Below are 20,239 nucleotides of genomic sequence, written 5' to 3' on the forward strand. Positions count from 1 at the left end.
GGACGAAAACAGATCATTTTGCGACGTCAGGATAGCGCGTGTGATCGCGATTCACCACGCGTTCATCGGCATGACGAGCGACGTCTTTCCCCACCGAGTCTGCTACCACGGCATTATCGTATCCCAGGTCTCCCGGTCAGCTCTGACACCTGCATCTCGAATCAGGCGGATCACACCGCAGACACGGCGCCGGAGCTGATCGCGTTCAAGGTGCCTCAGGCTGTCCAGCCGATACTGCGGGGGCCGCCGGCGCATCAGCATTTCGAACGTGTCGCTGAGCCTGGCACATGCGGTCTTCGCCTTATCGATCGTTGCCTTGCTCCGGAGCTCTTCCAGCGCCAGCCAGGCTAGCGCTTGCGCGATCTGTTCGTGCACATAGGGATCGACCGAGCCGTAGGTGTCCGTCAGCCTTTGACCTGTGACTTGCTCCGCGCTCGCATCGTTGGTCAGGCTGGCCTTCGCGAGTTCGGCGCTCTTGACCCGGTCGACGCCGAGATGAAAGATGGCATGGCCCCACTCGTGCAGCCTGACGACGTATTCGAGCCCCGAGGGCGTCGTGCCGAGTTGCGCGGCGGCATGCTTGATGCCCTTGGCAAAGATCGTAATCTCCCTCTTGTCCGCGACATAGACGCCGAGCAAACCGTCGATTGTCCAGCCCTCGTCACGCTTCCGCCAGTCCGGCGGGTCTTCATCCGTCGACCGCTCGCCCGGCGACATCGAGATCGCGAACACCAGTTCCGCCACGGCGCTGACGAGTTGGAACGGCGGCTGATGCACTTGCGATAGGGCTTCGAGCACGTCGTCCATGTCCTTCCTCCGTTTCTTTCCGACTTCCTTGCATCCGTCCGCGTGGTGGTGACCGCTATCTCGGTCCCCAGCACGTCCGCCATGCCCTGACTTGTCTTCGGGAGTCCGCGTTCGTTTCTAAACTAGCAGCCTGTTGGACTGATGTCTTTGGTCGAAGGTGAAGTCTTCTGCGCAAGACGTCGATCGGTTCCACTCCTCCTGCCAGGGGTCGATCAAGTTTAAGGACCCGACGTCTCCTCCCGGCTCGAGGTCTATTTCTAAAAAACCGTGCGTCACCGTCCTGCTTCCTTGATCCCTTGCCTTCCCTTACAATCCCTTCCGGACACAGAGGAGTTCCGCCATGGCGAAGACGCCGTCAACATGTAGATCCGCAAGTTCCTGAAGGAAGTCGGCGTCACCTCCCAGCGCAAGATCGAGGAGACGGTGCGCGAAGGGCAAATCGGCGGCAAGAAGCTGAAGGTCCGCATGACGCTGACGGCGGAAGGCACCGGCCTCAACCACGTGGTGGACGCGAGATCGAACTTCCATAAGCCGGGCGAAGCGACCTAGCGAAACGGCCGAGGCGGCCGAAAGCGGTCGAGACAGATGTCGCTTGGGAAACCTTCGCCATTCCGCGCCTCCTTTGCGATTCCGCCGACTCTGTGCATTATGGCCCCTGCGCGCGGCTGGGGGAGAGCGCCATGGAACGACGCGGAATCACTAACCTGCTGCTAGCGGTCATCGCGGGCGTGCTGTTGTTCGGCAAGGACGCGATGCTAGGAGGCCTGCAGGGATTCTTCGTTGTCGCCGTTGTCATCGCCATCATATGGGGCCTGCTGGCACTTGCCGGGTGGGGGGTCCGCGAGACCCTCAAGGCATTCCGCGAGGCAAAGGACTGGAGCGAGGTCGCCGGAGTACTCTACTTTATCGCCCTATGCTTCATCGGCATGCCGATGTTCGTATACGCGGGCTGGCTGTGGCTGGACGGGGCCGAGCGTCCCTTGAACGAAGCCATGGACTCATGGATCGGCAAGGCGTGATTGTCGCCCCCTTCTTGTTCCCGTTTCGCGAATGGCGCGTCAGGCGGCAGGCTGGATCGGGAGTCGGCCAGTTGCCGCGCAGCCAGGCGTTGGCGCGGCCGAGTCCGACGAGAGCGAAGCCTCCACTGGCCGGACTACGCGATGCTCGGGCTGCGCGGTCTCGGCACAATGGTCTTCGGCTGTGGCTTTTACTTGCGGATTTCAATCCTGCGAATGTCATATCCGCGTTGGCTTTGGGTGGTATTGCGCGACTGATTTCTCGCTAAGAATTTCAATCATGGGGTGCCGCCTTGCAGAAGCTGGTGCAAAAGGGCGCCGTGACGGGATTTTGACGCCGGTCACCCTGTGGGAGCACGAAAGCGACCGCGCCAACCGCCGGATGGCGAATGCCCGGTCGAATGTCGAGAAGGTCCAGCTCCGCCGTCAGATTGCGTCCGTTGCCGGAACCGCCAAGCACAAGAAGACGGAATTGCGCAACGCCGTTCGCGCTGGCCATGCGGCGGGAGCTTCCAAGCCTTATGAGGCAATGGCGCCGGTGCCGCCGGCCCCGGTGGAGCACCCGGTGCGTCAAAAGCGGCGGCTGCCGATCGAAGAATGGTAGCGCGTGAATGGCCGATCATCTTCTCGACCATGTACGGCCCTATCTCGATGGAAACATCGAGGAGCGGATCGCCTTCATCCGCTCGCCGCGCTGGATCGGCCATCACGCGGCGCTGGACGCTCATGAGCGGTTGGCCGACTTGCTTTCCCGTCCGGCTGCACTGCGCACCGGCGGCCTGATGCTGATTGGTCCTTACGCCAACGGCAAGACGATGGTCGCCGAGCGATTCGCAATCGAGCATTTGAGGATGTCTCCGACGCAACGGGTCTGGATCGTGCAAACCCACGAGGGCGCGGGGCTTGCCCATTTCTATGCCAGCGTCCTTCAGGCGCTGAAAGCGCCGATCGGCAACGTCCGCAATGTTGGTCGGAAGGCTGCGCAACTCGATCACTTGCTCGCCAGCCTCGCGCCCCGAATCCTGATCTTCGACGAATTCCACAACGCGTTACGCGGCCGCACCCGCGACGTCGAGGCGATCTTCGCCTTCCTGCGTCGGCTTGGCCGGATTCACGACATCTCGCCGGTGCTGATCGGTGAGGTCGCCGTCTATGACTTTATCAATGCGACCGATGAAATGGCGAGCCGGTTCGAGCTGTGCGCGGTCCCGCGGTGGCGCTATGGCGAAGAATATCTGGCGCTCCTCGACAGTCTCGAGGCGGCCCTGCCGCTCGCCAAAAGCTCCGACCTGTCGGAGGAAGAAATGGCGCGCAAGATCTTTTCGCTCTCGGAGGGCCTGATCGGCGAGGTCGTCGCCATCCTCACCAAGGCGGCGGTGGTCGCCGTCCGATCCGGCGCCGAGTGCATCTCGATGGCGATGATCGATCGGTTAGGCCACATTCCACTCTCGGCCCGTCGTCAGGCGCTGGTGCGCGAAGCCCTGCTATAGCGGCTATGACCGGCACGGCCGAGTTCGCGATCGAAGTGCAGTCGCACTACCGGGAGATTCATTCCGACCGCTGGCCAGTCGTGGTCGTGCCGCAAGCGGATGAGCTGCTATCGAGCTGGCTCAATCGCCTGGCGTTCGCCAATGGCATCGCACCGCGCCATTTTGCCGACGTTTTCGGGATAGACGGCGGCATGTGGTCGGCGCGGCTCGATCTTGCGCTGCCGGATGGCGCGGCGCGCCTGCTTCATCACTATTCCGGAGTTGCGCGAGACACTTTGGCTGCAATGACCCTTGCGCAGGATGAGCGCACGCGCCTCCTGCTACCACTGCGCCAGACCGGCCACCGAGGGCGCTCGACCTGGCTGCAATTCTGCCCTCAGTGCCTCACCTCCGATTTGGCGCCTTACTTCCGCCGGCGGTGGCGGATGGCGAGCAGTATCTCCTGCCCGATGCACGGCTGCGGGCTGCGTGACCGGTGTCCGTCTTGCGGCAGCGGCACTGCAGCATTTAATCAATCGGGCCTTATTCCGCAGCATCATTGCGCCACTTGCCATTTCGACCTGAGAACAGCCGCGAAAGCGGCAACGCGGCGTTTCGAGCGCTGCCTTCATGACATGCTCCGCATGGAGGCCGCCAAGGGCTTTCTCGCAAAGAGTTCGCTGATCGCGCGACTCCTCAGCCTTCCGACGGCCGTTGATCCCGGCTCGGCCAGGACGCTGATCAACCTATCTTCAGCCGCGCGCATCCGCTGTTTCGACCAAATAGCAGAAGAATGTCACGATCATCTGACGGCCGGGACGGAGGCTTTCGAAATCATCTTCTGGCGTCAGCGCATTCTCGCCGCCGGTAGCCTTGCTGCAGCCTTGCAACCGCTCTGCCAGTGGATGCGCAAGCGTGTCATGATCGAGGACGAAGCTCCCCAAAGGACGATTGATATCCAGGGCGTCGATCTTTCTGCCCTGATTGGCGCTTATCGACGTGTTAGAGAACGGCAGTTAGGTGGTCATGGTACCAGAGCATATCGGCCTGTTGGAGGCCGAGCTGACATATCTGGCGTTTGATTGACAGACAGTGGTTCAGGCTGTGTCGAAATGCGATTTTGAAAGAGACGATGAGATTGACCGTATCCGTGCCCGCCTGGAATCGCTGGCTGCGGAGCGACGAGCCCTTGAAGCAAGACTTGTCGAGCTTGATCAGCCACAGGCACTGCTCCCCTTGGCGGACCTGTCCGCGCCTTTCGCCGAAGCCGCGCCGGTCACCAATGCGTCAACGGCGGTAGACAAAATTGCTCTGTTCCGCCGCCTATTTGCTGGCCGATCGGACGTGCATCCGGTCCGCTGGGAAAACAGGAAGGCGGGGCGGTCGGGCTATGCGCCGGCCTGCGCCAATGAGTGGGTGAAGGGAATCTGCGGCAAGCCGCGGGTAAAATGTGGCGAATGTCCACGTCAGGCCTTCATTCCGGTCTCCGACGACGTAATTGAAAACCATCTGCGTGGCGCGACCGGGTCGCGACGCGGCTCCGAGAACTTCGTTGCCGGGGTCTACCCGCTGCTGCTCGACGAAACCTGCTGGTTCCTGGCGGCTGATTTCGACGGCGAGAGTTGGTCCGCGGATGCAATCGCCATGATGGAAACTTGCGATGCCAAGGGCATTGATTCCGCGCTCGAGCGGTCGCGGTCCGGCAATGGCGGGCATCTCTGGATTTTCTTCTCCGAACCGATCCCGGCGCGCACCGCGCGACAGCTCGGCTCCCTCCTCGTGACCGAGACCATGGAGCGACGCCCGGAAATCGGCTTTGCTTCTTACGACCGCTTCTTTCCAAGCCAGGACACCATGCCGGTTGGCGGGTTCGGAAATCTCATCGCCCTTCCGCTGCAGCGGCGCGCGCGGAAACAGGGCAACAGCGTCTTTGTCGATCGAGATCTGCGTCCCTTTGCCGACCAGTGGGCGTTCCTGTCGTCATTGCCGCTTCTGCCCGCCGACGCGGTGAGCCGCTTGGTAGACGAGGCGGAGATGCGGGGCCGCGTGCTCGGCGTGCGACTGCCGGTCGAGGATGAAGCAGCGGATGAGCCCTGGCGGATGACGCCTTCCAGGCGTGCTCCGATCGCAGTCACCGAGCCGCTGCCGGACCGAATCAAGATCGTGCTCGCGGATCAGGCCTATGTCGAACGCGCCGGCTTGCCCGCCACCATGGTGGCGCGGCTCGTTCGGTTGGCTGCTTTCCAGAATCCGGAGTTCTATCGCGCCCAGGCCATGCGCCTGTCGACCTTCGGCAAGCCCCGGATCATTTCCTGCGCGGAGGTGCATCCGAGTCATGTCGGGCTGCCGCGCGGCTGTCTGGACGAGGTGATCGACCTGATCCGGAACCACGGCGGTGACATCGACCTGGAGGATCGCCGGGAATCGGGAACTTCGCTTCCCGAAGGCACACGGTTTCTCGGCGCGCTGAGGGGCAGGCAGGTCGAAGCCAATGAAGCGCTGGCGGCGCACGACTTTGGCGTGCTAGCTGCCGCCACGGCATTCGGCAAGACGGTCGTCACCGCGGCACTGATCGCGCAGCGCGCCCGCAACACGCTGATCCTCGTGCACCGTCGCGAACTGCTCACTCAATGGATCGAGCGTCTTAAAGCCTTCCTCGCAATTGACCCGCAGCATATCGGCATCATCGGCGGTGGGCGCCGCAAGCCGACGGGCATCATCGATATTGCGCTTATCCAGAGCCTGGTCCGGCGCGGCGAGGTTTCGGATCTGGTGGCCGACTACGGCCATCTCGTCGTAGACGAGTGCCATCATCTGTCCGCAGCAAGCTTCGAGCTGGTGGCGCGGCGCGCCAAGGCGAAATACGTCATCGGCCTGTCGGCGACTGTCGCGCGCAAGGACGGGCACCATCCGATCATCTTCATGCAATGCGGACCGGTCCGGTATCGCGCGAGTGCGCGCCACCAGGCAATCGAAAGCACATTGAGCCACCGTGTCCTGGAACGACCGACCACATTCCAGCTTCCGCTTTCCCTTGCGAACATGGAACGCCCCTCGATGCCAGCAATCTATGCCGCGCTTGCTGTGGACGAGCCCCGCAACGATCTGATCTTCGACGACGTGCTGAAGGCGCTGGAAGCGGGTCGGTCGCCGGTCGTGCTGACCGAACGGCGGGATCATCTCGAACGCTTGCAGGCGCGATTTGCCAAGTTTGCTCGCAATCTCGTGGTCCTGCGCGGCGGCATGAAGGCTGCTGACCGCAATGCGGCCGAGGCTGCCCTTCGCGTATCGGACGATCAGGAACGGCTCATTCTGGCGACAGGCCGCTATCTCGGAGAAGGCTTTGACGACCACCGGCTCGACACGCTGTTCCTGACCATGCCGATCTCGTGGAAGGGGACGCTCGCCCAGTATGTCGGGCGCCTGCATCGCGAACATCAGGGCAAGTCCGACGTTCTCGTCTATGATTATGTCGACGGGGCCGTGCAGGTTCTGGCGCGTATGGCCGCGAAGCGGCGGACCGGATATCGGACCCTTGGCTACCGTCTGGAATAGCGTCGGTCAGGGTCTATCGACGATGTTGCCGCGTTCGTGCGACGATATGGCTGTTTGGCTCTCCAAGGCCGTCCGGCCATGCCTATGCGCCCGGGCGCAACGCTTGGAGCAGCGGCTTGAGCTTGTGCTTGCGCCGGTGTTTTTCGATAAGCTTGTCGATCCTTTCGATCCAGTCGTCGAACCGGCCCGCCGCATCATAGGCGAGCACCGCCTTTCCCAGCCACTGCGCCGCCAGTTCGTAGAATCCGGCCTGGCCCGAATCCATGACGTTGACGGCCATGCGCTCGCAGACATCGATAACCCAGTCGGGATGGCTGGCGTGCGCCGCCTCGGCGAGGCGCATAAGAACCGTATTGGACGGATTGCGCAAAACGTTCTCGAGGTCGACGGACCGCACCGCCTCGTCGATCCTGCCTTCGTTCAGGAAAATCTCGGTCCGGTCGTGAGCGTGTTTCGCCGCCGCCAGCTTCGCGAGAAGGCGGGCGCGCATCGCCGTCCATTCCGGTCCGGCCAGGGTCTCGGCCGCCCGAAAATCATCGAGCGACAGACTGTGCTCGAAAGCGGCGCCCGCCGCCGTCAATGCGGGTTCTCTCCTGGCCAGCGCGGCGGCGCAATCGCGCAGCCAGCGCGCGAGACCGACAATCCCATGGGGCGGTCCTCTTCCGCCTTCAGCGTCAGACCCCATTCGGCCAGTTCCAGCGCCTCGTCGATCTGTCCCGCCTCCTTCAAGACCTGTGAGAGCAGCAGAACCTCTTCAGCGGAGCGAAACTGTTTCCGGGCATAAGCGGCAGCTTCCGCGACACGTGCCAGCCGCACGAGCATCGCGGCATGATCGCCATGCCGTCCCGCCGCTCTGGCGAGGTTGAGAAATTCCTCCGCCCGCCCGCCGATATCGAGCACCCGCAGCCGGGCTTCCGTCAGCCGCTCCATGATCCAGTCGCCCTGGCCCGAGAGCGGCCAGGTTCGTCCCCGGCCGGCCATCACGTCCGCAAGACCGATCTCATCCCAGCCCTGTTCGAGCGCATCGATCGCGACCTGCAGATGGTCGTCGAGGCCGTAGCCGTCGAGTTCGCCCTGCCAGACGTCGAGCCGCGCCATCAGGTCGTCGCGTTCGCCAGGTGCGAGATCGCTCATCAGGACCGCCTCGGCGATCAGTTGGCCTAGCACGGGAAAAAACTCGTGCAGCGTTTCGTCCCAGTCGGCCTGTTCGAGCCATGCGGGCACCAGGGCCTCGGTGACCGGCTCCAAAATGGCGAGGGCGTTGCGACCGTCACCCGCCTCGAGGAAAGGCCTCGCCTTGTCGATCAGCGCCGCGACGCCGTCCTCGTCGACCGCGGGGACATCGTCGCTCCAGCCGCGTCTTCGGGAATTGCGCCCCGACAGCAGCGCCTCAGCCTGCCGTCTGATCGGTTTCGGATCGACGGCGGTGCGGCGCGCACCCGCCAAAAATCCGTCCGGCGCGCCGACGGCCAGTTCCGCCTCGAGCCAGAGCACCAAGCCCGGATCCTCCTCGGCCCGGCTGATCAGCAGCGCCGCCAGCGCCGCCCGATCGAGGTCCCGGAGCATGTCCGCGAGCGGAAGCCTTTCCACGACCTCGCCCGGCTTGGCAACAAACTTCAGGAGCACGGCGACGACATGCTTGCAGGCGCCGCCCCAGTCGTAGGGGCAGGAGCAGCGTGTCTCGGTCACGCCGCGCGTGTGGGCGACGCCGCCTTCGCGGAGCCGGACCGTCACGACGTAAGGCGCGAATTCGCTGCCTTCGACCTGCGCGGTCAGGACATCGCCGCGGCGCACGAGTTCGGAAACAGCCCCGCTGCGAAAGTAGCTTTTGCCGCGCGCGAAGGATTCCTCGGTGGCGAGGGCACGGATCGTGTGTTCCCCGAATGGCGGTGGCGTCATGGCAGCCCCTGCTCCTCCGCCTCTGCGTCTTCGCTGACAATGCCGAGCGCGCCGGACAAGTCGGCGAGCAGTTTTGCCTTGTCGAGCAGGCCGGCGTCCTCGAGCTTCTCCATGTCGGGGAGATCGCGCAGCGTCTCGAAGCTGAAGTGGGACAGGAAGGTCTTCGTCGTCACATAGGTGTAGGGCGCCCCCGGCTGCGGCGCGCGCGGTCCGGAAGCAATGAAGCCGGCGCCGCGCAGATTGCCAATGAGGTCGCGGCTGATCTCGCGGCCGAAAAAACCGGACAGCTCGGCGCGGGTGATCGGCTGGAAATACGCCACCGTCATCAGCACCAGCGCTTCCGATTGCGACAGGTCGACGGTCTGTTCGCTGACGCCCGAAGCGGCGCGGATAGCGTCTGAAAAAGCCGGCCGGGTGCGGTGCTGCCAGCCGTCGGCGACCGCCACCAGATCGTAGGGCCGGCCGCGCAGTTCGGCGCGGATGTCGTCGATCAGAAGATCGAGATTGCAGTCGCGGCCCACCATCCGCGCAAGAACCTCCCGCGACACCGGCTGGTGGGAAGCGAAAATGACCGCCTCGACCCGCCCCATCCATTCACGCCACCGAACCTCCGGCGGCAGGTGGTCGAGATCCCGGTCAAGCAACAGTCGTTGCCCATCCCCATTTTCTCGGCGAGCCTTCGTCGGACGCGCCGCCATCATCACAGCCCGTAGATGCGAAAGGTGGCGCGGCCGGACAGTTCGCGCACCGCGCCGAGACCGGTCAGCCGCTCGAACAGGCGCCGCGCGCCCCATCGCGACAGATGGGGCGTCTGCAGCGAGCCGGGCACGGCGTCCTCGTCGAGAAGCAACCCGATCGCCTCCCCCGCCCCTTTCGCCCTGAGCTTGGGCGCCGCCGCGGCAAGCCGGGCGGCGTTCCGGGCGATGTCGGCGGCCAGCCGGCAGGCCTCCACCGAGGCTTGCGCGACCGCGAGGCAGACCGCCCGCTCGAACTTTTGCTCCCCCGGCCGTATTTTTGCGCCTCGTGCGCCCTCGGTGCGAAAGGCTGACGAATGCACCTGCGCCATCAGGAGCGGCACCGGCCGCGGCCAGCGCAATCTTTGCGCCAGCGCCAGGTCGGCGAGCCACCAGCCCAAAAACGCCGCCTCCGGCCGCGCGGCGTGGACGTGCCCGGCGATGGCGGCGGCCATGAACGGCGCCGGCGGCGCGGACCGCAGCAGATCGTCCATGCGTTCGGGGATGGTCGCCAGCGCGCCATCCCAGCGGACCCCGAGCAAGTCGCAGATTCCGCGCAGGCCGTCGGCGTCGACCGCCGGCGAGCGTGAGGCCAGTCGTTTCCATGCCGCAAAAATGGCGCCGGAGGGGCCGGGATCGTCGCCTGGGCTGCGCAGATGCCAGGCGTCGCGCAGCGCCGCCTCGTCCTCGGCGCGGCCGGCGAGGCGCACGGCGGCCGCGGCGCATTTCAACGCCTGGCGCTGGCGCCAGGCGCCGGCCCAGGGCGGCGCCTCGCGCACCAGAGTGTCGAGCGCATGCAATGCCGCGCCGGCTATGAAGGCGGCCTCCGCATCGCTCGTCACCGACCCGCGCTGGGTCGCCCAGCCGGGCACGGTGGGCGGCTCGCAGGTCGATGGAATCGGCGACATGGCGGGACGAATCATGGCGGGGACGATAACGCCATCGTGCGCTTTTCGCTAGCGATCCGGTGCAAAGCGCACAGCCTGTCGCAACGCTTTTATGTCCGGTAAGCTTGCCTTATCGGACATATGGCAATAGCCTCACAAATCATGGAAAATCCCCGGCAAAAGCCCGCCAAAATCGACGGAACGGCTGACAACGGTCCCGATGGTGACCTGCCCGACATCGTCGATCTGGTGATGGCAATGGGCACATCGCCAACGCGGCTGGAAGCCCTCGTCGAGACCGCGACAGGCTACGCCAACGCCGCCAGCTCCGAAAACACGCGCGAGGCCTACGCCAAGGACTGGCGGCACTTTTCCTCCTGGTGCCGCCGCGAAGGTTTTGAGCCGATGCCGCCGTCGAGCCAGGTCATCGGTCTCTACATCGGCGCTTGTGCCTCGGGCACCGCCGCCGGTGATCCGAAACGCAGCCTGCCGCCGCTCTCCGTCGCCACCATCGAGCGGCGCCTCTCCGGCCTTGCCTGGAATTTTACCCAGCGCGGCTTGCCAATGGACCGCGCGGATCGGCATATCGCCACCGTCCTCGCCGGTATTCGCCGCAAACACGCAAGGCCACCGCGGCAAAAAGAGGCCGTGCTTGGCGACGATCTTATCGCCATGATCGCGACGCTCGGCCACGATCTGAGGGGCCTGCGCGACCGCGCTATTTTGCTCCTCGGCTTCGCCGGCGGACTGCGCCGCTCGGAAATCGTCGGCCTCGACGTCGCCCGCGACGACCATCTCGATGGCAACCACGACGGCGCCGGTTGGATCGAGATTTTTCCGGACAAGGGCGTGCTGGTCACCCTGCGCGGCAAGACCGGCTGGCGTGAGGTCGAGGTCGGACGCGGCTCCAGCGATCAATCCTGCCCGGTCGTCGCGCTCGAGAGCTGGATCCGCTTCGGCCGCATCGCGAGAGGCCCTCTCTTCCGCCGCATCTTCAAGGACAACAAGACCGTCGATGTCGAGCGGCTCTCCGACAAGCATGTCGCCCGCCTGGTCAAGCAGACTGCGCTCGCCGCCGGCATACGCGCCGATCTGCCGGAAGGCGAGCGTGAGCTGCTGTTCTCAGGACACTCGCTGCGCGCCGGCCTCGCCTCCTCGGCCGACATTGAGGAGCGATACGTCCAGAAGCAGCTCGGTCACGCTTCGGCCGAGATGACGCGCAAATATCAGCGTCGGCGCGATCGGTTCCGGACCAACCTCACCAAGGCGTCAGGGCTCTAGCAAAGCCCCCTCCCCCGCTTGAAACCGGCTGCCGGCGCTGGTCAGGACGATGTCGCTGTTGACAGCACCTCTTCGAGCAGGGCTGTTGCAACGGCAAGGCTATCAGCAGCCATCTCCTGGTAGTCTGGCATGATCATGAGCTGTGCGATCGTCCGTCTGACGAACTCCGGATTCAGCTCTGCAAGCCGCTCTCTTGTTCGAGCGACACGATCCGGAAATGCCCGGAGGGCACCGACAACGCCGGCTCGATGCGATCGCGCGGCGGCTGCGATATCGAAGATGTCCCGCGGTCTGGCCTCCGCGCCTCGGTAATAAACCTTCTTGGCAATGATCTCGGGAATGGTCTCAAGCCATACCGAACGACCTTCTACCTCTCGCTTTTCGAAAGGTGTCCCGGTCAAGGCCCCGGCCACGATGAAGTCAATCTCGCCCAGGCCCTCGAACGCGAATTTCTGAAACCTCGTCCCGTCGCTGTCATATGCGGCAGGACCCGTGCTGAAGCTCAGTTGGCTCTTGGATGGGTCAATGAAGCCGAGTAGCTGAGGGTCGTCGAGGAAGATATCGACGTCGTGGCTTTCGCGATGGTTGATCTGGATCATCATCGCCGTGCCGCCGCCAAACGACCATTCGAATTCAAAACCTCCGGCCTTCTCCCGGAGTTGGTCGATCAGATCGGCAGCAATGGCGAAAAGCCGCCGCCATTCGGACGGACGACGGCTATAGACCTCGATCATCAGGCAGCGAGTTGATAGCTCTCGCCGGACCAGGCAGAGAAATGGGCCGCGAAAGCCTTCAGATCATCGACCGCTATCTGGTGCGCGGCGGCGAATTCCATCTGCTGCTCGACAGGCACTTCTCCAAGGAAGGCACTGACCTGCCCAGGATACTGCTTCGCCAGATCTAGATCCGAAAGACAATGAGCCAGCCCCACGCCGTCGAGCTGTTCGCTGTAGGGCGCGTTCACTGTCGTCAGAACCAAGGCCAGATGGTCACTCATAGTCATGCAAAATAGTCAATTCGTGGATGGGGCACAAGCTGCCAGACTCGGGCATTGCAAATGGCTCGGGAGGCTCACAATCGAGCTACAGAAGCGCGCGGGATCGAGCAGCATTCGGCCGGCTGCGAACGATCTTCGGAAGCATGACTCCGGCACGTCCCGCCCTCACGAAGCTGCAGGGCGCGATCGGCTCCGCGTCGACTTCACCCAAAGGCTCTGAAGGTCCCCTTCCCGCGCTTGAAGCCGTAAGGTGTAAACGGCGGTTTCGAATTTCAGCTTACGGCTTCAATTGAAATCGGGAAGTAAAAGCGACAGACGACGACGTCGCGACGTTGCGCCATCTCGCCAGGGAAGGCATCGGCGAGAATTCGCTGCGGGCGCTGGCCATCGTCTGAGTCGCAGATCGATCCGACACATCACAGCTTGCGGCGTCAGCTCCAGGACTATTGGTTCCGAGACAGCCGCGCCTGCCGCCGGCGTGCGCGGCGACCGGTCGGAAGGCGAACGGGCCAAAAGTTCTCCGGCCATTCCCTGCCCGCCGGGCTTGCCTCGTCGGCCGAGGTCGATGAACGTTTTGTGCAAAAGCAGCTCGGCCACACCTCGGCGGCGATGACACGCAAATATCAGCGCCGACGTGACCGGTTCCGTGTCAATCTCACCAAGGCCTCGAGGCTGTAGGCGACAGAAAGCCCCTTCCCCTTACGCGCCAAACAGCCGCCGGTCCCAGTAGACGGGCTGATGGAGACTCGTCTGGATCCTTGAAAACTCCGGATGCGCCGGATTGATCAGCACATTGCTGTCGAGACGCGCCACGACACTCGGCACCAGCAGGATGACGCTGCGCCGTTGTAAACACCAGGTTTCGCCAAATCCCTTGCTCAGCGTCGCCGGCATCGTGTCCCAGCCGGGCAGTGACGGCTGCGAAAAGGCCTCGTAGCTCAGCCCGCGCGGGATTGTGATTTCGATGTAGTGCTGATTGGGCGGCAGTCTGCCGCTGCCATGCACCAGCTTTTCCAACAAGGCCGTCGAATAGTGCTCGCTGGTGTAGATGATAGGACTTCCGGGCGTGTTCCATCGCCCCGGCGCGATTGTCGAGCCGGTCGCGTCGAAGATCGGGTAGGTGCCGGCGGGATCGCCGATGCGAAAAGACGATAGCGTGCGATCGAGAGTCTGCGCTGTCACGCAGCACTGCCGTACTTCAGACCTGCGAGGATATCGACCACCATTTCGGCGCCGAACTCGCTCAGGATGACGACGTCGATCGGTCGCTTGTCCTCAATCATCGGGTGCGGCCGAAACAAGAAATCGCGCGCTTCCTCTTCGTTCTGCCAGACATCGACAGCAAGACCCCAGACGCGCGCCACGCGGGCCAATCGTGTGCCCTCGTCCGACGAGAGACGATGTACTGTCTTGCGCCGCTCATAGGTCGCCTTGGGGATCAGCCGGTATTTGAACTGAGCATCGCCAGGCGCCAGAAGATGCGCAACGCGCTCGAGCGCCCCGATGGGAAGTCCATTCTCGATCCGGGAGATCAGCCCGAAAGGCGACCGTGACGCCACCTCTTTAACGGGCAGCCCCAACACGTCGGCGACATTTCCGAACGCAAGCATTTCACTCTCCATCATGTGAGGCAAAATATAGCCTCACATGATGCGCCACGCAAGCCCATGCATCAGCCGCGAACCGATCGGCCAACGGTTACCCTGTCATCTTTGCTGTCACGCCGTTCGCTCGCAATGCCGCCATCAGCATAGGCCCGACCGAAAACTCCCCTGCCCTCGCCTTCTCGGTCAACACCCGCAGATAGCCGCCGGCTGACTCGATGTGTTGTGCCCGGTGCAGAATGCAGGCAATCACCACTGCGGCGATCTCCTGACCCATGACATGGCAGGCATCCTCATACGCCGACGGCGAAACGCCCAGGTATCCCCGCACCTGGGCGGCGGTTATCATGAAATCGCGCCAGTTGCCGATCCCCTCAACGGCGTAGTCCGCAATTTCGGGGCAGGCCTTCAGCACTAGCCCCAGCGGATAGGTTTTCGGCGGCTCTGCGGTCCTCGTTATTGGCTCGGCCGGCGACCCGCTTTTTTCCAAAGCAGGTTCAAGTTCAAAAATAGAGTCGGTATTTGAATCAGAATGCTGCCGCTCGTTTTGAGAGTCATTGCCGCTCGGATTCGTGGATTCCATATGAATTTCCAGCAGCTTATCCACGTCGTCACGCAACGCGGCCAGATCGGCCACGATGGCTTCGAGCTCGGCAATGCAAGCTCGGCGCGGAATTGCCTCCACAACGGCGCGGAAACGCCTCCACAGGCCTCCCCAGTCGCCCGGCACGTCTTCCTCAACGGCCGCCTCGACCAACTTCTGGGTATCCCGGCGGTGTAGCGTAATGCGTTCCCTCATAAGCCTGAGCGCCCTGTTGTCGGCGCGAACACGCTCGGCCGCCGCCTCGAACTCTTGAGCACGGGCCAGCAGCGGCGCCAGCGAGAAGCCAAATGCTTCCTCGATCTCCCCACCCCTGCCCTTCCGTGCATAACGCTTGCCGTTCGGGCTGTCCCGACGGATGACTAGACCGCAATCCACCAGTTCCGCCAGGTTCCTCCGCAAGGTGGAATCGGGCATGCCGTGCGCCCTGAGGGACAGCTGTGCGTTCGAGGGAAACACGATGATGCCGTTTTCCTCACTCAGCTCACTGTCAGGATAGAACGATAGCAACGCATTCAGGACGGCCAGGGCGCGATCGCCGATGCCGACGATGCTCTTGCCCTCGCAGAGGTTGCGGTAGATCTGCCATTTGTCGACGACCCTGCCTTTGGGGATTTCACGTGACTCGTTTTGCGCTGCCAGCATGGCAAGCGACATCGGCCGCCGCCCAAAGGGCGTCGTTGCAATACCCGTTTCCATTTCTTCCTTCGCCTTCAATTGGGCAAAAGAAATTTGCTCGCCGAATCGACGCCTAGACTCTTGACAGTGATTCGCGAAAATGTGATTCTCAGCTTGCTAAAGGATGAGAAGGGCTTCCGCGACGGTGACGTTCGGGGGCCTTTTTCTTTTGCGGTTTACTCCTGTTTCCGTTCCCTGTTTGTCTGCCAGTCGGCATAGAGATCATCCAGCCGTCCTGTCAGATACGCGCCGAAGCCTTCATCGGCTCCGGCGGTCTTGAGGGAGAGCGTATAGGCCGTCCCGGTGTCCTTGATCTTTGCCGCGACCTTGCCACCGTTCGGTTTCCACTCGCTGACTGTCTGTTCTCGCTGCGGCTTTTTCGAAACCTCTGCAAGAACCATCATGAAGCGTTCGTCCGACTCCAAGGCCTCGAATTCGGGCCTCTCGATGGCATTTGTAGCGGCTCGCAGCGCTTTGGGATCGGTGATCTTTTCGGCGATATCCATCCACCTGCGGCGGCCCATAGAGGGTGCGGCACCGATGGCTTTGACTAGGCTGCCCGGAATGCTCTTGGCGACAGACAACAGTTTCGACAGTTCCGTCTTGTCAGTGCTCAATGCCTGCATGATCAGATCGCGGCCGAAGCCGTGTGCTTCGAGGCTTGAGGCAAAGACCGCTCTCTCGATGTAAGAAAGGTCCTTTCTCGCAGTGTTTTCGATGCCTTGAGCGACGACGAGTTCATTGTCCGATAATGGCCTGACAACCGCCCTTACCTTCCGCTTCAGGAGCCGGATAGCACGAAGCCTCCTATGGCCATAGGCAACCTGATATCGTCCTTCGAGATCGGGGTGCTGGCGGACGAGGATGGGCACTTCCTGGCCATTTTCCTCGATCGACCTCACAATATCGTCTGTTGCGGTTACCTCGCCGTCGAGGCGGTCACGCACGAATGAGCCGTCAATGAGTTCGGGATCAAGTTCGACAACCCTCTCGCCGGACTTCAAGGCTTCCTGAAGTTCTCTGGCTTCCTGATCCATGCGGTCGAGGGCAAGTCCCATCGTCCTTACGGGCCCTGCCAGAACACGACCGCCGTCAGCCGCTTTGGATAAGTTGGCCGCGGCCAACTCTCGCGTCGTATCGGCAAATATTCCGCTCAGAACGTCTCGTCTGCTCATGACCGCCCCCATGCAATTTCAATGCCATCGAGGATTTCTCCGTTGACTGCATCAAGGGATTCGATTGCCCGGTCGAATGTCGAGCGGCGGACTTGTCCTCGTTCGATTTCATAGAGCGTCTGTTTCGTGAGCCCGGCGTCGGCGATCGCCGTCGATTTCAGGACTGTCGCCGCCAAAACCTCGTCCCCGAACAGACTTCTCAGCAGGGCAACGATCTGTGCCTGCGGACCGTCGTGCGGCTCATGGCGCGTTATGACATACCGGATGAAATCATGGTTCAGATCGCCGCCTGCATTCCGGACGACCGACAGAAGGTCGGAAGTCATCAGCAGAAACTGCGACATTGACGCCACGTCGACCATCTGAGGATGGACGGTGATCAGAAGCGATGTCGCCGCGCAAACCGCACCAAGCGTCAAGTATCCGAGCTGCGGCGGACAGTCGATCACCACAACGTCGTAATCGGCTTCGACTTCGGCCAACGCCATGCCGACCCGTCGGAAGAAGATCTCGTAGTTGCTTGTCTTCCGCGCCATCAGCGCAGTCGGGGTTTCATGCTCGAACTCCATCAGTTCCAAGTTTCCGGGAACGAGGTCGAGGCCAGCGAAGTACGTTTTCCTGATTATTTCCTTCAGCGGCCGCCGTTTCTCGTCGTAGCGGATCGCACCATAGAGCGTCTCGCCTTCCGCTAAATCGAACTCCGGCTGAACGCCGAGCATCGACGACAACGACGCCTGCGGGTCGAGATCAACCGCGAGAACACGATACCCCTGCAGGGCAAGATACTGTGCCAGGTAGATGGATGTCGTTGTCTTCGCACTGCCGCCCTTAAAGTTCGCGACGGCAATCGTCTGAAGCTTTTCCCCGCTTCGCCGCCACGGAAGGTAAGTGAGTGCATCCTTCGGCTTGATAGAAGCCATGTACTGCCGCAACTCATGAATTTGGGCGAGAGAGTACGACCGTCGTCCAGTCTGGGACACCTCCGGCGAAGGGCCTTTGCCGTCTATTGAAAGCTGCCGTAGGTAGCCGTCTGACACTCCGACGAGATGAGCGGCTTCGCCGGAGGTGAACGTCTTCAACATTTTCTGGGAGGACGGCGGAAACAGGCGCTCTCGCAGTAACTGCAGCTGCATAGACAGCTGACGCGCATGATGAGAAATCCGCGCGTCGGAAGAAATGGCCGTCGATACGTTTTGATTCTGCAACATCGATATCCCCTTTCGATGCGCTTTTTAGGCAGGAATTGCTAAAAAACCGTATCGAAAATGGCATGATTCGGTAACCATGCCAAGAACCCTTATGAAACAACGGTTTCCGGTGGTCGATGGTCAAAAGAGTTGGCTGCGGCCAACTCTTTTTCCCTGCGAATCGTACCGGGACAATAGTGCTCTGACTCGTGGCCGAGCTACAAAGTTGGCCGCGGCCAACTTCCAGAGATTTCACGGCTATCTGCGCAGGGCGGAGTCTAGAGCCCGCTTACCTTGGTGAGATTAACCCGGAAGCGGTCGCGCCGCAGCTGGCATTTGCGGGTCATTACGGCGCCCGTGCGACAGAGGTGCTTTTGCGAATAGTGCTCGTCTACCGAGGAAGGGGAGGTCGGCACGTAGCGAATGGCCGGCAAACAGTCTTTTTGCCGTTCGCCTTCCGAAGATCGCCACACACACCGGCCGCCGGCACGGTCCGTTTGACCAGACGCGCCATCTCCTGGGCTTTGAGCCGCTTGGCGCCGACCTTTATGCACCGGTGACACGCCGGAACAGCGCCCCGTGACAGATGTGCCCAAGCTTCAGCCAGGTCTGCAGCGCAGTGATAGGGCAGGTGGAGTTCTTGGACGAACCGCAGTCGATCTCAACTTCGCGCCAAGCAGCCAGCGAAGCCGATCAGGAGCATGGCCCGGTCGTGAGGCCGCGCAGGGTGCCACGATCGAGCGTGAGGCAGCACCACCTTCTTTTGCTGGGAAGGGTTGCGGATGCCGGCTATGACGCATTTGAAGGGGAGGGGCTTTTTCAAAGACCAGAGGCCTTGGTGAGGTTGGTCCGGAATCGATCGCGCCGGCGCTGATATTTGCGGGTCATCTCGGCCGAGGCATGGCCGAGCTGTTTTTGCACGTATCGCTCCTCGATATCGGCCGACGAGGCAAGGCCGGCGCGCAGCGAGTGCCCTCAAAACAGCAGCGCGCGTTCCCCTTCCGGCAGATCGGCGCGAACGCCGGCGGCGAGCGCCGTGTGCTTGACCAGACGGGCGACGTGCTTGTCGGAGAGTCGCTCGACATCGACGGTCTTGTTGTCCTTGAAGATACGCCGGAAAAGCGGGCCTCTCCCAATGCGGCCCAGCCTGATCCAGGTCTCAAGCGCCACCACGGGGCAAGACAAATCGCTGAAGCCACGGCCGACTTCGACCTCGCGCCAGCCCGTCTTTCCTCGCAGCGTCACCAGCACGCCCTTGTCGGCAAAAATCTCGATCCAGCCGGCGCTGTCGCCGTGGTCGTCGCGGACGACGTCGAGCCCAACGATTTCCGAGCGGCGCAGGCCGCCGGCGAAGCCGAGCAGCAGGATGGCGCGGTCGCGCAGCCCGCGCAGATCATGGCCGAGCGTGGCGATCATCGCCTTGATGTCGTCACCGAGCACGGCCTCTTTCTGCCGCGGCGGCTTGGCATGTTTTCTGCGAATGCCGGCGAGCACGGTGGATATATGCCGATCGGAGCGATCCATTGGCACGCCGCGCTGGGTAAAATTCCAGGCGAGGCCGGAAAGCCGCCGCTCGATCGTCGCGACCGAGAGAGGAGGGATGCCGCGCTTGGCATCGCCAGCGGCGCAGGCGCTGATGTAAAGCCCGATTATTTGCACCGCCGGAGGTAGGGGTTCAAAACCGTTGCGCCGGCACCAGTGTCGCGTTGAGACTTCTCGCCTAATGATTGCAAGCCCTTAGCCTTGTACTTAAATTGAGAATTTGAGATTCGCGCTTGGCTCGCTGCAGTTAATGTGAGATTCTGACAGTCTAACGTTAGTTTGAATTGTTCGCGGTCGCATGGGCGACGACAGCAATGATCATGGGGAGCGAGCGCGTTGGAACGAGGCTTGCCGCCGCGAAGAGGCAATCCGCAAACTCGTGGAGCGGTATCCAAAAGGTCTGAGCGGTCAGGCTGTAGCGGATCTGGCTTGGGAACTGGACCTCAGCCGGGCCACTCTCTACAGGATGATCAAGCTGTTTCGAGCAGGTGGCACTGTAAGTTCACTGATGGACCGCAAGCGCGGTCGGCGCCAGGGACATCGCGCCCTCGACAAAGATCGAGAACCCGTCGTGCGACGAACGATTGAGGGCTTTTATCTCAAGCCGACACGCCCGTCCTTCGCGCAGTTGGTTCGGCAGGTCCAAATCGCCTGCGCAGCGGCCGGCCTTGCTCCGCCAAACTGGCGCACCATCAAATCGCGGGTTGAAGAGATCGATCTACAGGTGAGGGGACGTAAGCGCGGCGAGAGCGAGGTCGTAGCTACAACGGCCACGCCAGGTGCCCTTTCGGCGTCGCGGCCGCTTGA

General features: G+C 62.4%; 19 protein-coding genes and 3 pseudogenes. 10 read left to right on the forward strand and 12 right to left on the reverse strand.

The window, feature by feature from the left end:
- Positions 1-102: 102 nt before the first annotated feature.
- Positions 103-807: a gluzincin family metallopeptidase gene (locus tag NKI59_RS27240; RefSeq protein WP_352707920.1), complete on the reverse strand. Its 705-nt coding sequence runs from the start codon at positions 805-807 to the stop codon at positions 103-105.
- Between the two features lie 366 nt (positions 808-1,173).
- Between NKI59_RS27240 and NKI59_RS27245 the strand changes: the two are divergent.
- The 6 genes and pseudogenes from NKI59_RS27245 (at position 1,174) to NKI59_RS27270 (ending at position 6,847) form a co-directional block, all read left to right on the forward strand.
- Positions 1,174-1,337 (forward strand): annotated as a pseudogene (locus NKI59_RS27245) (DUF6494 family protein).
- Between the two features lie 150 nt (positions 1,338-1,487).
- Positions 1,488-1,826, forward strand: a complete 339-nt coding sequence (locus tag NKI59_RS27250) for a hypothetical protein (protein WP_352707921.1) — start codon at positions 1,488-1,490, stop codon at positions 1,824-1,826.
- Between the two features lie 328 nt (positions 1,827-2,154).
- Positions 2,155-2,427, forward strand: coding sequence for a hypothetical protein (locus tag NKI59_RS27255; protein ID WP_352707922.1), 273 nt, complete (start codon positions 2,155-2,157; stop codon positions 2,425-2,427).
- 7 nt (positions 2,428-2,434) lie between these two features.
- Positions 2,435-3,313 (forward strand): TniB family NTP-binding protein, encoded by an 879-nt coding sequence (locus NKI59_RS27260; protein WP_352707923.1) that lies wholly within the window; start codon positions 2,435-2,437, stop codon positions 3,311-3,313.
- Positions 3,314-3,318: 5 nt separating this feature from the next.
- On the forward strand, positions 3,319-4,374 hold the full coding sequence (locus NKI59_RS27265) for a TniQ family protein (RefSeq protein ID WP_352707924.1): 1,056 nt from the start codon (positions 3,319-3,321) through the stop codon (positions 4,372-4,374).
- A 154-nt stretch (positions 4,375-4,528) separates the two neighbouring features.
- Entirely contained in the window at positions 4,529-6,847 is a 2,319-nt protein-coding gene (locus tag NKI59_RS27270; RefSeq protein WP_352452671.1) for a TOTE conflict system archaeo-eukaryotic primase domain-containing protein, read from the forward strand.
- 82 nt (positions 6,848-6,929) lie between these two features.
- Here NKI59_RS27270 and NKI59_RS27275 read toward each other — a convergent pair whose 3' ends face one another.
- The 4 genes from NKI59_RS27275 to NKI59_RS27290 are packed head-to-tail and all read right to left on the reverse strand — an operon-like array spanning position 6,930 to position 10,403.
- A complete protein-coding gene (locus tag NKI59_RS27275; RefSeq protein ID WP_352707925.1) occupies positions 6,930-7,427 on the reverse strand; it encodes a hypothetical protein in 498 nt (165 codons plus the stop codon).
- Entirely contained in the window at positions 7,424-8,746 is a 1,323-nt protein-coding gene (locus NKI59_RS27280) for an SWIM zinc finger family protein (RefSeq protein ID WP_352707926.1), read from the reverse strand. Before NKI59_RS27280 ends, NKI59_RS27275 begins: the two co-directional genes overlap by 4 nt.
- The gene (gene scpB, locus NKI59_RS27285) at positions 8,743-9,444 is read right to left on the reverse strand and encodes an SMC-Scp complex subunit ScpB (RefSeq protein ID WP_352623857.1); all 702 of its coding nucleotides are present in this window, start codon (positions 9,442-9,444) and stop codon (positions 8,743-8,745) included. The genes NKI59_RS27280 and scpB overlap by 4 nt, the downstream gene beginning before the upstream one ends.
- A 2-nt stretch (positions 9,445-9,446) precedes the next feature.
- Complete coding sequence (locus tag NKI59_RS27290) at positions 9,447-10,403, reverse strand: DUF1403 family protein (protein WP_352452675.1); 957 nt, start codon at positions 10,401-10,403, stop codon at positions 9,447-9,449.
- A 126-nt stretch (positions 10,404-10,529) separates the two neighbouring features.
- Here NKI59_RS27290 and NKI59_RS27295 point away from each other — a divergent pair, with 126 nt between their 5' ends.
- Complete coding sequence (locus NKI59_RS27295) at positions 10,530-11,648, forward strand: tyrosine-type recombinase/integrase (RefSeq protein WP_352707927.1); 1,119 nt, start codon at positions 10,530-10,532, stop codon at positions 11,646-11,648.
- 41 nt (positions 11,649-11,689) lie between these two features.
- Here the strand turns inward: NKI59_RS27295 and NKI59_RS27300 are convergent, their stop codons facing one another.
- The gene (locus NKI59_RS27300) at positions 11,690-12,382 is read right to left on the reverse strand and encodes a nucleotidyl transferase AbiEii/AbiGii toxin family protein (RefSeq protein WP_352707928.1); all 693 of its coding nucleotides are present in this window, start codon (positions 12,380-12,382) and stop codon (positions 11,690-11,692) included.
- A 41-nt stretch (positions 12,383-12,423) separates the two neighbouring features.
- Here NKI59_RS27300 and NKI59_RS27305 point away from each other — a divergent pair, with 41 nt between their 5' ends.
- Positions 12,424-12,552, forward strand: coding sequence for a hypothetical protein (locus NKI59_RS27305; protein ID WP_352707929.1), 129 nt, complete (start codon positions 12,424-12,426; stop codon positions 12,550-12,552).
- Positions 12,553-13,108: 556 nt separating this feature from the next.
- A pseudogene (locus NKI59_RS27315) lies at positions 13,109-13,323 on the forward strand (integrase); the annotation flags it as partial.
- A 21-nt stretch (positions 13,324-13,344) separates the two neighbouring features.
- Here NKI59_RS27315 and NKI59_RS27320 read toward each other — a convergent pair.
- The 6 genes and pseudogenes from NKI59_RS27320 to NKI59_RS27350 all read right to left on the reverse strand — a co-directional run.
- Complete coding sequence (locus NKI59_RS27320; protein ID WP_352707930.1) at positions 13,345-13,827, reverse strand: RES family NAD+ phosphorylase; 483 nt, start codon at positions 13,825-13,827, stop codon at positions 13,345-13,347.
- On the reverse strand, positions 13,824-14,255 hold the full coding sequence (locus tag NKI59_RS27325; protein ID WP_352707931.1) for an antitoxin Xre-like helix-turn-helix domain-containing protein: 432 nt from the start codon (positions 14,253-14,255) through the stop codon (positions 13,824-13,826). Before NKI59_RS27325 ends, NKI59_RS27320 begins: the two co-directional genes overlap by 4 nt.
- Positions 14,256-14,343: 88 nt before the next feature.
- On the reverse strand, positions 14,344-15,549 hold the full coding sequence (gene repC, locus NKI59_RS27330) for a plasmid replication protein RepC (RefSeq protein WP_352707932.1): 1,206 nt from the start codon (positions 15,547-15,549) through the stop codon (positions 14,344-14,346).
- Positions 15,550-15,704: 155 nt separating this feature from the next.
- Positions 15,705-16,703 (reverse strand): plasmid partitioning protein RepB, encoded by a 999-nt coding sequence (gene repB / locus NKI59_RS27335; RefSeq protein ID WP_352707935.1) that lies wholly within the window; start codon positions 16,701-16,703, stop codon positions 15,705-15,707.
- A complete protein-coding gene (gene repA, locus NKI59_RS27340; RefSeq protein WP_352707936.1) occupies positions 16,700-17,908 on the reverse strand; it encodes a plasmid partitioning protein RepA in 1,209 nt (402 codons plus the stop codon). Before repA ends, repB begins: the two co-directional genes overlap by 4 nt.
- 801 nt (positions 17,909-18,709) lie before the next feature.
- Positions 18,710-19,588 (reverse strand): annotated as a pseudogene (locus NKI59_RS27350) (tyrosine-type recombinase/integrase); the annotation flags it as partial.
- A gap of 142 nt (positions 19,589-19,730) precedes the next feature.
- Here NKI59_RS27350 and NKI59_RS27355 point away from each other — a divergent pair.
- Positions 19,731-20,239: helix-turn-helix domain-containing protein (locus tag NKI59_RS27355; RefSeq protein WP_352707933.1), on the forward strand; the 509-nt coding region annotated here is incomplete at its 3' end.

Source organism: Mesorhizobium sp. M0598, from assembly GCF_040320865.1.
In the GTDB taxonomy this organism is placed as follows: Bacteria; Pseudomonadota; Alphaproteobacteria; order Rhizobiales; family Rhizobiaceae; genus Mesorhizobium.

What these genes read in the sequence shown, in the direction of transcription:
- NKI59_RS27305 (WP_352707929.1), top strand. Translation starts at nt 12,424, where the DNA reads ATGGGCCGCGAAAGCCTTCAGATCATCGACCGCTATCTGGTGCGCGGC.
- NKI59_RS27250 (WP_352707921.1), top strand. Translation starts at nt 1,488, where the DNA reads ATGGAACGACGCGGAATCACTAACCTGCTGCTAGCGGTCATCGCGGGC.
- NKI59_RS27295 (WP_352707927.1), top strand. Translation starts at nt 10,530, where the DNA reads ATGGAAAATCCCCGGCAAAAGCCCGCCAAAATCGACGGAACGGCTGAC.
- NKI59_RS27265 (WP_352707924.1), top strand. Translation starts at nt 3,319, where the DNA reads ATGACCGGCACGGCCGAGTTCGCGATCGAAGTGCAGTCGCACTACCGG.
- NKI59_RS27300 (WP_352707928.1), bottom strand. Translation starts at nt 12,382, where the DNA reads ATGATCGAGGTCTATAGCCGTCGTCCGTCCGAATGGCGGCGGCTTTTC.
- NKI59_RS27260 (WP_352707923.1), top strand. Translation starts at nt 2,435, where the DNA reads ATGGCCGATCATCTTCTCGACCATGTACGGCCCTATCTCGATGGAAAC.
- scpB (WP_352623857.1), bottom strand. Translation starts at nt 9,444, where the DNA reads ATGGCGGCGCGTCCGACGAAGGCTCGCCGAGAAAATGGGGATGGGCAA.
- NKI59_RS27325 (WP_352707931.1), bottom strand. Translation starts at nt 14,255, where the DNA reads ATGCTTGCGTTCGGAAATGTCGCCGACGTGTTGGGGCTGCCCGTTAAA.
- NKI59_RS27290 (WP_352452675.1), bottom strand. Translation starts at nt 10,403, where the DNA reads ATGATTCGTCCCGCCATGTCGCCGATTCCATCGACCTGCGAGCCGCCC.
- NKI59_RS27280 (WP_352707926.1), bottom strand. Translation starts at nt 8,746, where the DNA reads ATGACGCCACCGCCATTCGGGGAACACACGATCCGTGCCCTCGCCACC.
- repB (WP_352707935.1), bottom strand. Translation starts at nt 16,703, where the DNA reads ATGAGCAGACGAGACGTTCTGAGCGGAATATTTGCCGATACGACGCGA.
- NKI59_RS27240 (WP_352707920.1), bottom strand. Translation starts at nt 807, where the DNA reads ATGGACGACGTGCTCGAAGCCCTATCGCAAGTGCATCAGCCGCCGTTC.
- repC (WP_352707932.1), bottom strand. Translation starts at nt 15,549, where the DNA reads ATGGAAACGGGTATTGCAACGACGCCCTTTGGGCGGCGGCCGATGTCG.